Annotated in this window: 12 protein-coding genes; 6 read left to right on the forward strand and 6 right to left on the reverse strand. The window is 66.9% G+C overall.

All coding sequences use genetic code 11. The features are described 5' to 3' along the window. Positions 1-221: 221 nt before the first annotated feature. Together ACQR1D_RS07225 and ACQR1D_RS07230 are read right to left on the reverse strand one after the other, a co-directional pair. Entirely contained in the window at positions 222-2,987 is a 2,766-nt protein-coding gene (locus tag ACQR1D_RS07225; RefSeq protein WP_434837672.1) for an EAL domain-containing protein, read from the reverse strand. Between the two features lie 149 nt (positions 2,988-3,136). Beyond that, on the reverse strand, positions 3,137-4,390 hold the full coding sequence (locus ACQR1D_RS07230; protein ID WP_434837673.1) for a FecR family protein: 1,254 nt from the start codon (positions 4,388-4,390) through the stop codon (positions 3,137-3,139). Positions 4,391-4,517: 127 nt separating this feature from the next. Here ACQR1D_RS07230 and ACQR1D_RS07235 point away from each other — a divergent pair, with 127 nt between their 5' ends. Both ACQR1D_RS07235 and ACQR1D_RS07240 read left to right on the forward strand, forming a co-directional pair. Beyond that, entirely contained in the window at positions 4,518-6,314 is a 1,797-nt protein-coding gene (locus ACQR1D_RS07235) for a ShlB/FhaC/HecB family hemolysin secretion/activation protein (protein WP_434837674.1), read from the forward strand. A 512-nt stretch (positions 6,315-6,826) separates the two neighbouring features. Further along, positions 6,827-7,222 (forward strand): hypothetical protein, encoded by a 396-nt coding sequence (locus ACQR1D_RS07240; protein WP_316217040.1) that lies wholly within the window; start codon positions 6,827-6,829, stop codon positions 7,220-7,222. Here ACQR1D_RS07240 and ACQR1D_RS07245 read toward each other — a convergent pair whose 3' ends face one another. Both ACQR1D_RS07245 and ACQR1D_RS07250 read right to left on the reverse strand, forming a co-directional pair. After that, entirely contained in the window at positions 7,223-7,735 is a 513-nt protein-coding gene (locus ACQR1D_RS07245; protein WP_316217039.1) for a DUF1833 family protein, read from the reverse strand. Positions 7,736-7,746: 11 nt separating this feature from the next. After that, positions 7,747-8,994 carry a multidrug effflux MFS transporter gene (locus ACQR1D_RS07250; RefSeq protein ID WP_316179852.1) on the reverse strand — a complete coding sequence of 416 codons (1,248 nt, stop codon included), beginning with the start codon at positions 8,992-8,994 and terminating at the stop codon, positions 7,747-7,749. A gap of 205 nt (positions 8,995-9,199) precedes the next feature. Here ACQR1D_RS07250 and ACQR1D_RS07255 point away from each other — a divergent pair, with 205 nt between their 5' ends. From ACQR1D_RS07255 to ACQR1D_RS07265, 3 genes are all read left to right on the forward strand, one after another. Then, positions 9,200-9,520 carry a hypothetical protein gene (locus ACQR1D_RS07255; protein WP_315803782.1) on the forward strand — a complete coding sequence of 107 codons (321 nt, stop codon included), beginning with the start codon at positions 9,200-9,202 and terminating at the stop codon, positions 9,518-9,520. Between the two features lies 1 nt (position 9,521). Next, positions 9,522-10,157: a CAP domain-containing protein gene (locus ACQR1D_RS07260; RefSeq protein WP_315803781.1), complete on the forward strand. Its 636-nt coding sequence runs from the start codon at positions 9,522-9,524 to the stop codon at positions 10,155-10,157. Between the two features lie 168 nt (positions 10,158-10,325). Further along, entirely contained in the window at positions 10,326-10,685 is a 360-nt protein-coding gene (locus tag ACQR1D_RS07265; protein WP_434837675.1) for a hypothetical protein, read from the forward strand. Positions 10,686-10,749: 64 nt separating this feature from the next. On the opposite strand, the gene ACQR1D_RS07270 is transcribed toward ACQR1D_RS07265, so the two are convergent. Further along, a complete protein-coding gene (locus ACQR1D_RS07270) occupies positions 10,750-11,475 on the reverse strand; it encodes a Crp/Fnr family transcriptional regulator (RefSeq protein WP_315803779.1) in 726 nt (241 codons plus the stop codon). 123 nt (positions 11,476-11,598) lie between these two features. Between ACQR1D_RS07270 and ACQR1D_RS07275 the strand changes: the two genes are divergently transcribed. Then, on the forward strand, positions 11,599-11,835 hold the full coding sequence (locus ACQR1D_RS07275) for a hypothetical protein (RefSeq protein WP_315803778.1): 237 nt from the start codon (positions 11,599-11,601) through the stop codon (positions 11,833-11,835). A 6-nt stretch (positions 11,836-11,841) separates the two neighbouring features. Here ACQR1D_RS07275 and ACQR1D_RS07280 read toward each other — a convergent pair whose 3' ends face one another. After that, on the reverse strand, positions 11,842-12,429 hold the full coding sequence (locus tag ACQR1D_RS07280) for a TetR/AcrR family transcriptional regulator (protein ID WP_315803777.1): 588 nt from the start codon (positions 12,427-12,429) through the stop codon (positions 11,842-11,844). Between the last annotated feature and the right edge of the window lie 33 nt (positions 12,430-12,462).

Raw genomic sequence — 12,462 nt, forward strand, 5'->3', positions numbered from 1 at the left:
AAGACCGCAGAAGAATCCACGCCATGCACCATGTCCAGTCTGTCTGAACCGGACAGCCGTGGGTCAAGCCCGGCCATGACGGATCAGTGAGTCAGGCGCTCGCATGGGCCCAACCTTGAACTGGGCGCCCGGACATAACGGTGGATTAGTGCTCGACACGCGAGAGATGCGGGCGTGCACACGCATGGCCCATCCGCTCGCATCAATCCCGCCATCTCACCTCACGCCGCGCCGGCTTGGCGTGTATCCTCGTGCACCTGCAGGAACCGCTGCGTGAAATCCGCTGCCGGCATCGGCTTGCCGAAGTGATAGCCTTGTCCCTGCTCGCAGCCGAGCCGCAGCAGGAACTCGGCCGTCGCCGCGTTCTCGATGCCCTCGGCGATCACCGACAGGCCGAGCTGCTTGCTCAGGCTGACCGTCGAGCCGACGATGGCCGCGTCGTCGGCCTGGGTCAGCACGTCGCGCACGAAGGAGCGGTCGATCTTGAGCCCGTCGAGCGGGAATTTCTTCAGATAGCTCAGGCTTGCATAGCCGGTGCCGAAATCGTCGAACACCAGGCTGACGCCGAGTGCCTGCAGCCGGTTGAACGTCTGCAGCACGCCGGGTTCGTCGTGCAGCAGTATGTCCTCGGTGACTTCGAGCTCGAGCAGATGCGGCGACAGGCCGGTCGAGGTGAGCAGCTTGCTGACGAAGGCCGCGAGGTCGCCGGACTGGAACTGGGACGGCGAGAGGTTGACGCCGACGCGAATGTCGTGGCCGGCGAGCTGCCAGTCCCGCGCCTGCCGGCAGGCGGTGGCCATGACCCAGGTCGCAACCGCCTCGGAAAGATGCGAGGTGTTGACGACCGGAATGAAATCACCGGGAGGCACGAGGCCGCGGGTCGGGTGACGCCAACGGATCAGCGCCTCGGCGCCGATCACGCGGCCGTCCAACAGCTCCACCTGCGGCTGGTAGAACAGCTCGAATTCGTTCCGCTCGACGGCGAGCGCAAGCTCCGCCTCCAGCGTCAATCTCTGCTCGAGCTCGTGGCGGATGGCGCTCTCGAACAGCACATGGCCGCCCCGCCGGTCCATCTTGGCGCGACAGAGGGCAAGGTGGGCATTGCTGAGCAACTCGTCTGCCGAGTGCCCGCCCTCGGGATGCACCGCGACGCCGAGGGTGACCTTGACGCGCTGCTGGCGCGTGCCCGCGTCCAGCGGCGCCTCGAACAAATGCGACAGGTGATCGGCGAGCTCGGCCACCGTGCCGCCGATGGCGGAGCAGGGAATGGCGACGGCGAACTCGTCGCCGCTGAGCCGGGCGACGCGGCCCATGCTGCCGATCTCGGTGCGCAGCCGCTCGGCCGCCGCGCGCAAGACGCCGTCGCCGAAGGCGTGGCCGAGCATGTCGTTGATGCGCTGGAAGGCATCGAGCCCGACCACCAGCAGCGCCACGCGGTCGGACGCGGCATCCGCGGTCGCGATCATGGCGGCGAGCTCGCTCTGCAGCGTGTTGCGGTTGATCAGGCCGGTCAGCGTGTCGTGCTCGGCGAGGTAGCGGATGCGCTCGGCCTCGCGCTTGCGCGCCGAGATGTCGCGCAGGATCACGCCATATTGCAGGCCGTCGGCGCCCTGCCAGGCGGAGAAGCTCGCCTCGACCGGAAATACCTGGCCGTCCTTGCGCCTGCCGTCGAACTCGATCGTGGAGCCGTCGGGCATCAACGTCGCCGGCAGCGCCGCCTCCTGCTGCGGAAACAGGTCATGGGTGTCGCTACCGTCGGCGCGCAGACGCGCAAAGGGCTGGCCGATGATCTCGTCGGCACCGTAGCCGAAGATCGCGACTGCGCCCGGATTCCACACCGTGATGCGCCGGTCGCGGTCGGTACAGACCAGCCCGTCGCCGATCGACATCGCGATCCGCTCGAAACGGCTCTCGGCGACGTGCCGCAGCAGGCCGCGGAAGTCGATCTCGTCGAGGGCCGTGGCCGCGAGATAGGCGACCAGCGCGATCTGCAGCATCGAGGTGTCGAGCACCAGGGCGTAGCGGTCGTGCAGCAGCAGCGCCACGGCCTCGATCAGGACGCTGATCATGGCGATCAGCAGCGCGCGCCGCGCCGCCGAGAGGTGCCGCCAGCTCGCCAGCATGATGATGACGATCAGCAGCAGGCCGCCCAGGGTGGCGGCCGTCGACGTCGAGAGCAGCGTGCGATGCTGAATGATGGACTCGGCCGCCAGCGCCTGCAGCATGACGCCGGGCAGGACGCGGCCGTTCGGCACGCTGTAATAGTCGCCGAGCTCGATCGCGGTGGCGCCGACGATCACCCGCTTGTCCTTGATCCGGGCCAGCGCCGCCGCGTCGCCACGGAGGACGTCGACATACGACACCCGCGGCAGCGACGACAGATCGATGCCGTAGTCGACCAGGAAGGAGCTGTCCTTGACCGCATCGCTGCCGGCGAGGAACGCGCCCATGGACTGCAGGAAGGTTTTGCCCCCGCCGGTCTCGCAATATTCGCCGAAAGCATAGCTTCTGACGCGGCCATCGCGCGCCACCTCGATATTCACGAAGGCCGACCATGCGAGCTGCTCGAATTGCGGCAGCGGCCGGTTGAGGTGAACGGCGGTGTCCTTCCCGGCCGCATCGAGCTGCCTGAAGGCCGGCAACACGACCGAGCTCTTGGCATTCTGCAGCGCGGTCAGGAACGCCTGATCGCCGGCCGCGTCGGACGGTGTGCTGAAATCCACGTCGAAGGCGACGTCGCGGACGCCGGCGCGCTGCAACTGCTCGAGCAGGCGCGCATGCTGGGTCCGTGGCCACGGCCAGACGCCGATGGCTTCGATCGAGCGCGGGTCGATCGCGACCACCGCGATCTCGCCGCTGGCGGGGCGGGTGTCGAGGCGTAAGCGCAGATCGACGAGGGCGTTGCTCAACAGCTCGTGGGCCCCCGACAGGCCGACCGTCAGCAGCGCAACAACGACCAGAATATGCGGCATGAACCGCCTGAACATGCCCTCTCCCGAATATCTGCGTGCCACGTCGATGCCCGCGTTCCCGATCCCGACCTCATCCCGCTCCGACCGCAGAGCCATGGAACCCTGCGAGCCCGCGCTCCCCCATGACGGCGCATGACGCAGGCGTGACGCTCGATCGGGACTCCCTAGTTCTTGCTGTGGCCGTAGGCGTAGGCATTGCCGTTGCCATGGTTGCCGTTGCCATGGTTGCCGCTGTTGCCGTTGCCGCTATTTCCGTTACCGCTGTTACCGTTGCCATTGCCGTTGTTGCCTTGGCTATCGTTGCCCTGGCCGTTGTTGCCGTTACCGCCATTGTTGCTGCCGCGGCTGCCACCATTGGCATTGCCGTTGCCGGCGTCGCCATTGCCGGCTGCATTGGCGCTGGCGGATCCGCTTGGCGAGCCGACCGCCGCGGTGACGGCAGCTGCGATCGAGGAATCTCCCGACGTGCCGCTCGCGGTGGCCGAATTGCTCGTCGCATTGCCGCTGTTGCCGCGCGCGTCATTCCAGGCGGCGTTTCGTCCTCCACCGGCGGCCGGCGCGTGGGCGCCATGGGCGAGGCCGCGTGTCGCCTTCTGGATGTTCAGGTTGACCTCGCCGATCGATGACGAGATCCGCACCACGCCGGGCTTCGCGCCGCCGAATCCGGTCGCGGAATGCTGCTGCGCGGCGACCGTGGTGCTCGGACGCGCGGCCGGGCCGTTGGCGTTCAGCGCGTGGATCACGCTGCCCTTGGCCTCGCGCGGCGCCTGCAGGCCGTCGCGCGGCACCGGAACACGATCGATCGTGGAGGCGCGCGGGCGGCCCTGCTCGATCGGGCTGAAGCTGCCGGCGCCGGACAGGCTGAGGCCGGAGCGGCCGGTCGCAAAGGCGGTGGCGGCCTGGCCGGGCATCACCTGGGCGATCTGGCCGGTCTTGAAATCCGACACCTGCACCTGGCCGCGGCTGACCTCGACCTTGGTGCTGCGGCCGGAGATCGTGACGCTGAACTGCGTGCCCTTGACGACGGCGGCGAGATAGGGCGTCTCGACCTCGAAATGCTGGACGTTGCGCTTCTCGACGTCGAGCAGGATCGAGCCGGCGCGCTGCAGGATGGTCGTCGCCATGCCGTCCCTGGCCGCGGTGGGCAGGCCGACTTCGGAGTTCGGCGCGATCACGATCGTCTCGGCGCCGCGGGTCAGTCGGACGCGGCCGGTCGGCCCGGTCCGGATCGTATCGCCGGGCTTGAGCGGGTCCTCGCGACCGAGCGACACCTGCGCTGCGCCCTGGGTGGTGACCCAGACCTCACCGGACGATTTGCTCACCAGCCACGGCTCACCGTCGGCCGCGAATGCGGCCGGCGTTGCCCCGAAAAGGCACGCGGCGATCAGTCCCGGGATCAGGAAGCGCTTGGATGACATGGCACGAACTCGCGTCGTTGGCGGCTTTTGAAACTAATCGAAATGTTTCAAGAGACCCTTAGGAGTTGCAGCCGCGTTTCCCTCACGCATTTACGCTTCGTTGACCTTAACAAACTAGAAACGAGGCATGCGCGCTGGTTGTGTCGACGGAACTGGGAGGACTGCGGGTTGGCGCGACGTCGCGGCCGGACCGCACGGCTCGCGACGGCTGCATCGAGCCGCGATCGCCGCCGGCATTTCCCTGTCCGCGTTGCTGTTTGCAGCAACGGTTCACGCGCAGCAGGTCAGCCAGCCGGGCTTCGATCCGCGGCAGACCGAGCGATATTTCGACGAGCAGCAGTCGCGGTTGACGCAGCCGCCGCCGCGGCCGCGTGCGCCGCAATTCGCGCCTCAGGGCGGCGGCGATCGCAAGCCCTTGTTCACCATGCGCGGCGTCACGCTGACGGGGGCGTCCGCGCTGCCCGCCGAGCAGCTCGCCGCGAGCTATCAGCCCTATCTCGGCAAGCCGGTGTCGCAGGCCGACCTCGCCGCGATCACGACCGCGATCAGCGATCAGTACCGCGCCGCCGGCTATCATCTCAGCCGTGCGATCGTACCGCCGCAGGACATCCGCGATGGCCGGGTGCGGATCCAGATCCTCGAAGGCAGCATCACCGAGGTGACCTTGAAGGGCGCCGGCGCGGAAGAGTTCGGCATCCGGCCGATGCTCGCCCCCATGCTGGCCGAGCAGCCGTCACGGCTGGAGACGCTGGAGCGGCAGTTGCTGCTGATCAACGGCCGCGGCGGCGTCCGTCTGGTCGATTCCGCGCTGGAGGAGATCGGCGGCACCACCGGTCGGTTCCGCCTGGTGATCGAGCTGCAGACCTGGCACGTCTACGGCTTCGCCGGCGTCGACAATCTGGGCTCGTCGACCGTCGGTCCCTGGCAGAACTACGCCACGGCCGCCTTCAACTCCTATCTGCTGCCGGGCGACACGCTCACCGCCAACCTGTCGACGACGCCGGGAGATCCGCGCCAGCTCGCCTTCGGCCGGCTGTCCTATGAGGTGCCGGTCGGCACCGACGGCGCCTATGTCGGCGCCTCCGCGCTGTACAGCGAGGTGCGGCCGGGCGACCGGAGACGGCTGTTCAACGACAACACGGTGACCGAGACGCTCGAGCTGCGCGGCGGCCTCGTGCCGATCCAGTCGCAGCGCGCCTCGCTGAAGCTCAATCTCGCGGCCGCCTTCAGCGACGTGACCGAGCGCGACCTGTTCGGCATCTGGTATCGCGATCGCGTGAGGACGCTGACCTTCACTGCCGACTACCGCTGGAAGGATGATGTCGGCGGCGACAGCTACCTGACGGCGGCGTACCGGCAGGGCCTGAACGCGTTCGGGGCGACGCCGCTCGACGATCCCCTCGCATCGCGCGCGGGCGCCTCGCCGAGCTTCTCGGTCTTCAGCGGCTGGTTCGCGCGCTATCAGACATTGTCCGAGGCGTGGTCGCTGAAGCTCGCGGCCGCCGGCCAGCTCGCTTCGGGTCCGCTGTACAATTCGCAGCAGTTCTATCTCGGCGGCCTCGCCTATGGCCGCGGCTATGGCAGCGCCGAGATCAGCGGCGACAACGGCGTCGCCGGCACGTTCGAGGTCCGCTTCGAGCAGAAGCCGAACTGGCAATATCTCACGAGCTACCAGCTCTACGGTTTCTTCGATGCCGGGCTCGCCTGGAACGACGGCTTCCGGCCGTCGGACGGCGTGGCGCTGACCTCGGCGGGAGCCGGGATCCGCTTCACCTTCCCGAACGACTGGCGCGCCGACCTCGGCGTCGCCGCGCCGCTCAGCTACCGTGCCCCCGACAACACAACGCGCAGCGCGCGCCTGCTTCTGACGCTGTCGAGCGTGCTCAAGCTGTGCCCGCAGCGCGGGCAGGGCCCCTGCATCTGAGAACTGGCGGGATCGGTGCGGCGCCGGATGTCCGCTCTCCCGTTGGGCGAGCGCGCCTGCGCGACCTCGCGCGCTCCGGATAGCCGGCAAACTCATCCAGCATCCAGCGTCGCGAGAAGCCATCGGGCGCGCCCACCTCTGGCAGCGCGCGGCCGAACAGCTCGCGCTGGACATGACACGCAAGGTCCAGCGGTTGCGCGACTGCCAGCTGATCGGGGGGGAGAAACTTCGCCCGCTCGTTGCATCCCATCTCAGTTGAACTTTCTCTGCAACGCTGCCATATTTTCTATTGCAATTGGAGGTTGTGTAATGGCCGACGAACCTAAGTCCGACACACCGACGCCCCCAGCGGAAGAGCCAACGGCGGAACACGAGCTCCCCGCGGAATTGTGGTGGAAAGAATTCCTCAGGGCCAAGACAAGCTCAACTGGCGCTGCAGCACCCAGTGCCCCTCCGAAGGAGGCGAAGCTTATTAGTCTGGCGAGGCTTTTCAGCCGTTCCTCGAACATGCGATGAAGCTTCAGGGCTACCGCGACGCGTTCACGATGTATACCGCCAAGGTGAGCGACATCTGTCGTCACCTGGGTCTGACGGGCGTTGTAATCATTTGGACCTTCAAAAAGGAGGTCGCCGGACAATCCGCTATTCCGAGCGAGCTTCTGCTGCCGCTCCTTCTTATTGCGTCCGGTCTACTGGCTGATCTGCTGCAGTATTTCCTGGGAGCGATCATCTGGTTCTTGTACTATCGGAAGCAGGAAATCTTAGGCACCAAAGAGGATAAGGATATCGGTCACACGCCGCTGCTCGACCTTCCCATGAACGTCCTGTTCCTGTTGAAAGCCGTTCTGTTCGTTGTCGCTTATGGATGCATCGCAGGCTATTTCTTTCGAGCCATCTCGTTTTTATGATCAAGGCAACAGGCTCGGAAACTGCTGATATGTGTAGTCTTTCGAGATCCACGACCATGCCGTCAGCGTCGTCCCGGTGATCGGCACATTGCGCAATTCGAAATGGACGCGGCCACAGGCCGGCCTGGTCAGATCGCTGCCAAGATATTCGCGATAGAGCACGTCGATATAGGCGCGTACGCCGAGCGCGGCACGGATCTGCGGCACCAGCTCGCGCGCGATATTGTCGATCGATATTCGGCAGGACGGCGGCTGCGCCTCGCGCTGCGCCGGATGGTCGGCCTGGAACGGACAGGCGACGAAGGTCACCGTGCTTCTGGCGTCACGCGGCGCACCGGCCTTGATGCCGTAGCTCATGTCATCGCCGACGTTGGCGACCACGCGCGCGGCCTGCGCGAAGGACGGATGCCTCCGTGCCGAGGGACTGGGCCCCTCGGTCGGCGCGACGCGCCGACCTCTTCCGACGGAGCGGAGGTGAGAGGAGATCGCGGTTGGCGCTCGGGTCTCGATCAAGTGCCTCAGATCTAGACCGGCTTGCCATGGCCGTGGAACAGCCGGCCCTTCTCGGTGATCAGGACGATGACGAGCGCGCTCGACGTGCAGGCCAGGAAGCCCGCGGCGAACGGCAGCGGGGTGCCGTCGAACGCCTGGCCGACGACGGCGCCGGCGGCCATGCCGAGCAGGGTCGTGATCGAGCCGTAGAGCGAGGACGCGGTGCCGGCATTGGCGCGCTGCGGCTCCATCGCCAGCGCGGTGAAGTTCGCGAACATCAGGCCGAACGTGAACATCATGCCCGCCGACAGCAGCATGAACAGCCACAGCGGCAGCATGCCGAGAACCGCCGCGCTGAAACAGGCCAGCGCGATGACGACGCTGCCGACCAGCGCGCCATGCGAGATCATGCGCATGCCGAGCCGCCCGACGAGGCGGGCATTGAGGAAGCCGGCGACCGCGATGGTCACCGCGATCGCCGCGAAGGCGAGCGGGAAGTAGCGGCCGAGATGATAGACGCCGGTGAACAATTGCTGCGAGGACAGCACATAGCCGAGCACGGCGCCGAAGATGCCGCTCGCGGCGAGCGCATAGCCCAGTGTCTGGCGGTTGGTGAGGGTGTTGCGGAAGGCCGCGATGATCTCCTTGACCGAGAACGGCTTGCGCTCGCTCTCGGGCAGCGTCTCGGGCAGCCGCATCGCGGTCCACAGCAAGGTGACGATGCCGTACAAGGTCAGCACCACGAAGATGCCGCGCCACTGCGTCAGCAGCATCACGGCCTGGCCGAACGACGGTGCGATCACGGGAATGGCGATGAACACCATCATCGCCAGCGAGACCACGCTCGCCATGCGGCGGCCGGCATAGCAGTCGCGCACGATCGAGGTCGCAATCACGCGCGTCGCCGCGGTGCCGAGGCCTTCCAGCGCGCGCGCCAGCAGCAGCATCTCGAAGGACGGGGCGGCGATCGCGAGCAGGCTGGCGACCGCATACAGCACCATGCCGCCGATCAGCACCGGGCGCCGGCCGAAGCTGTCGGACAGCGGGCCGATCACGAACTGGCCGAGGCCGAAGCCGATGACGAAGGCCGACAGCACCGTCTGCAGCCGGTTGGCGATGTCGATATGGAACGAGGCGCCGATGTTCGGCAGCGCCGGCAGCATCATGTCCATCGCCAGCGGATTGAGCGCCATGATCGCCGCGACCACGATGACGAATTCGGTGAAGCCCATCGGCCGGTGGCGGACGATCTCGATGGTGTCGGCACTGGTATCAGCCAAGGCGCGGGCCTTCCACGGTGTTGGGAATGCGGGAGAGAGCACCGATAGATATCGGGTTTGCTGCGTCGCACAAGGCGTGTTTCGGAATGGCTGCTCACCGGTGCCGGCGTTGGCGTGATTGTGACTGCCCGTGAGCCGCTGAAAATTGCGCCGGCGGCGCCGCGATGGTAACGGCCGTGTGATCGACGTCCGGATCCAGGCCCGCATGAAGACCTACAAGATCGTCGTCCATGTCCCGGAAGCGGCGGGTGACGCCGTGCGCCACGCGATGGGCGAGGCGGGCGCCGGCCGCATCGGCAACTATGATCATTGTTCGTTTACCTCGAAGGGCACCGGCCGGTTTCGCCCGCTCGCCGGCGCCAACCCGGCGATCGGCGCGGTCGGCCGGCTCGAGACGGTCGAGGAGGAGCGCATCGAGGCCGTGTGCGCCGGGGACAGGCTGAGGTCCGTGATCCAGGCGATCCGCAGTGCGCATCCCTATGAGGAGCCGACGATCGACGTCTATGCGCTCGAGAGGGTGGACTAGCATGCCGATGCTTCATCTCATGCTGCGCGGCTTCCGCACTCTCCTGATCGCGGCGCTGTTCGCCACGACCGCAGCGTCCGCGGCGCGGGCCGGCGACGCCGCGCCGGCCGACCAGATCTCGGCGTTCCGGCTCGCCCATGGCGAAGGCCGCGTGACGCGCGACGCGACGCTCGACCGCATCGCGATGGAGCAGGCGCGCGCGATGGCCGACAAGGACGACCTCAGCCACGAGGTGCTCGCTCCCTTCACCCGGCGTGTCGCGCCGTCGAAGGCCGGCCGCGCCGCCGAGAACATCGCCTATGGCTATGACAATTTCGACAAGACGCTGGGGCAGTGGATCAACTCGGCGGGCCACCGCAAGAACCTGCTGCTGCCCAAGGCGACCAAGGTCGGTATCGCCAGCGCAAGGAATGCGAGCGGCAAGCGTACCTATTGGGCGATGGTGATCGCGGGCGACTACGACGCCGACAAGCCGAAGGGCGCTCCGAAGAGCAAGGGCAAGGCCGTGGTCGCGCAGACGGCGACACGATCCGGGAAGGGCGACGCCAGGCCGGCGACGCGCTGGGGCGCCAAGCCGCCAACGTCCTCCGCCAAGGACTGCCACCTCAGCATCAAGGTCATCGGTCTCTGCATCTGAGCGCAGGGCCTGCGGCCGCTGCTGAACGCGACGCCCGCCGCGCGATCACGTCGTTGTGCGAGGGAGGCTTGTTGCCGAGGCGAGTTTCATCGGATATGCAAGCAATGGTTGTCTTTTGGACAGCCAGTATCGTGAAGATTTTTCATCTCATTTTGAACGGAGACCATCATGGCAGTCATTGAGCAGACATCGGCCACCACCAGCACTAATCCGCAGACCGTCTCGGCGCCCTACCAATGGTCGCTCACGTCCTACGAGGAGCAGGGCAATCTGTGGCTCAAGTGGAGCACGAACGCGCCGTTCCGCGCGCAGCAGGGGCAGATCTCCGTCTACAGCGGCAGCAGCTTCCCTTCCGATCCTCAGAAGGACCGCAAGGCCTGGTCGTGGGACAACGAGCACGGCGGCGGCTCGGGATGGGACACGGGCTTGCGCTACGGCTCCGACTGGCATTGCGCCTGGATCGCCGAGAAGAGCCCGAACGGGCCCTACGCCTACGCGGTCAAGCTGATCACCAAGGTCGCCGCCTGACCTGAGGCGGCGCGAGAGGTGGGCTCGACGAGCCCACGTACTTCGCCGCGCTGAGACCTGTGCCTCAGCGCGGCTGCTTCTTCAGGTGCAGATAGCCGGGATCGAACTCGCCGATCGCGCATAGCCGCGTCCAGTCGTGCACCGTCAGCATGCCGCTGCGGAAATCGACCGCGCGGCTGGCGCGCAGCTCGAGCAGCGTGCGGTTGACCGTCGCGATCGCCATGCCCAGCGCCTCGCCGAGCTGCACGAGGCTGACCGGCAACTGCAACTGATCGTCCCGGACGTGTCCGAGCGCGCGGGCGCGATAGAACAGTTCGCAGAACATGTGCGCCATGCGCGCCGGCTTGCTCCGCGCGCTGTTGTTGGTGATGGCCTCGCGGAAGATCGACGCATCGATCAGCGTCTCGCGCCAGATCGCAAAGCCGAGCGTCGGCCGCCGGCTGATCGCGCGGGTCAGCTCCTTGTGCGCAATGCTCGCCACCACCGCCGGCCCGATCGCGCAGACGGCGTGATCCATGCGGTCGAGGAAGATCGCCTGGGCGTCGGGCCAGTCACCCGGCATGTGAAAGGAGAGATACTGCCGCTGGCCGCCGGACAGCAGGTGATAGCGCGCCACCCATCCGGAGATCACGACGACGGAACGGTCCGGCTCGTCGCCCTGGCGGATGAGGTCCTCCTGATCGGCAAGCTCGCGCAAAGCGAAGCTGAAATGCCGGATCTCGGCGATGTCCTCGCCGGTCAGCTTCGAATGCTCCCTGAGCTTCTCGGTGACGATCCGGTCCGCATCCATGAAAATCGTACCGTCCGGGCGCTGTTTTGTATCAAATGAGACGACGGAGCCGGCGATGCCGACTAAGGTGGCTTTCAGCAGATGCGGTCGAAGGTTGCCGGTCGCCGCATCGGGAGAACAGCCGTGCCCCACATCGCGTTCCTCTCCCGGCTCCGCCAATTGTTCGGTGGCACGGGGCCGCATATCGAAACCATCGCAGCTGCCCTCGCCGACGGCCGCATCAAGCAGCCGGCGCATCCGATGTCGGATCAGGAGCTGTCGCGCGCGATCCGCGAGTTCCAGAGCCGGCCGGCCTCGGAGGAGGCCTTGAGGAAGCTCGCGGAGCGGCTGGCGGCCGCGAAGCCCGACCGCCCCTCGTGACGGCTCTCATGACGATCTGGCGGGATCCGGCTCCAGCAGGAACAGCATCAGCCGCACCAGTTCGTCCTCGAGCTCGCGCGTGCCGACGAGGCGATGCTCGCGCATGAGGGCAGCCCGGATCGGGCCCAGCGCAGCGCGGACCAGGATGAAGCGGCGCGCGGCCGGCATCGCCTCGCTCCGCAAACCCACCGTCTGGATCAGCCGTTCGGTCATGCGGTCCACCATCTCGTGCAGCGCCTTCTGCAGCTCCGCGTCATTGCCCAGCAGGCCGAGCAGATAGCGCCGCACACGGTGGCGGCCGGCGAACGGGGCGAAGCCCTGGCGCACCGCTGCGCGCACGATCGCCTCGCGTCCAAGCCCGCGATGCGCCTCCAGCGCCTCCCCGAACTCCGCCTCCTGGCGAGCGAACTCGCGCAGCACCAGCGCACGCAACAGTGAGGTCTTGTCCCTGAAATAGCTGTAGAGCGTGCCGATCGAGAAGCCCGCGCGCTCGGCGATGGCGTTCGTGCTCAGGCCCTTGCCGCCGCCGCTCTGCAGAAGTTGAGCGGTTGCCTCGAAGATCACGTCGAGGGTCTGCCGCGTGCGCTTCTGCACCGGGGTTTTTCGAAGTATTTCAGGAGCTTGCTG

The sequence above is a fragment of the Bradyrhizobium sp. HKCCYLRH2047 genome (assembly GCF_051168175.1).
Classification (GTDB): Bacteria; Pseudomonadota; Alphaproteobacteria; order Rhizobiales; family Xanthobacteraceae; genus Bradyrhizobium.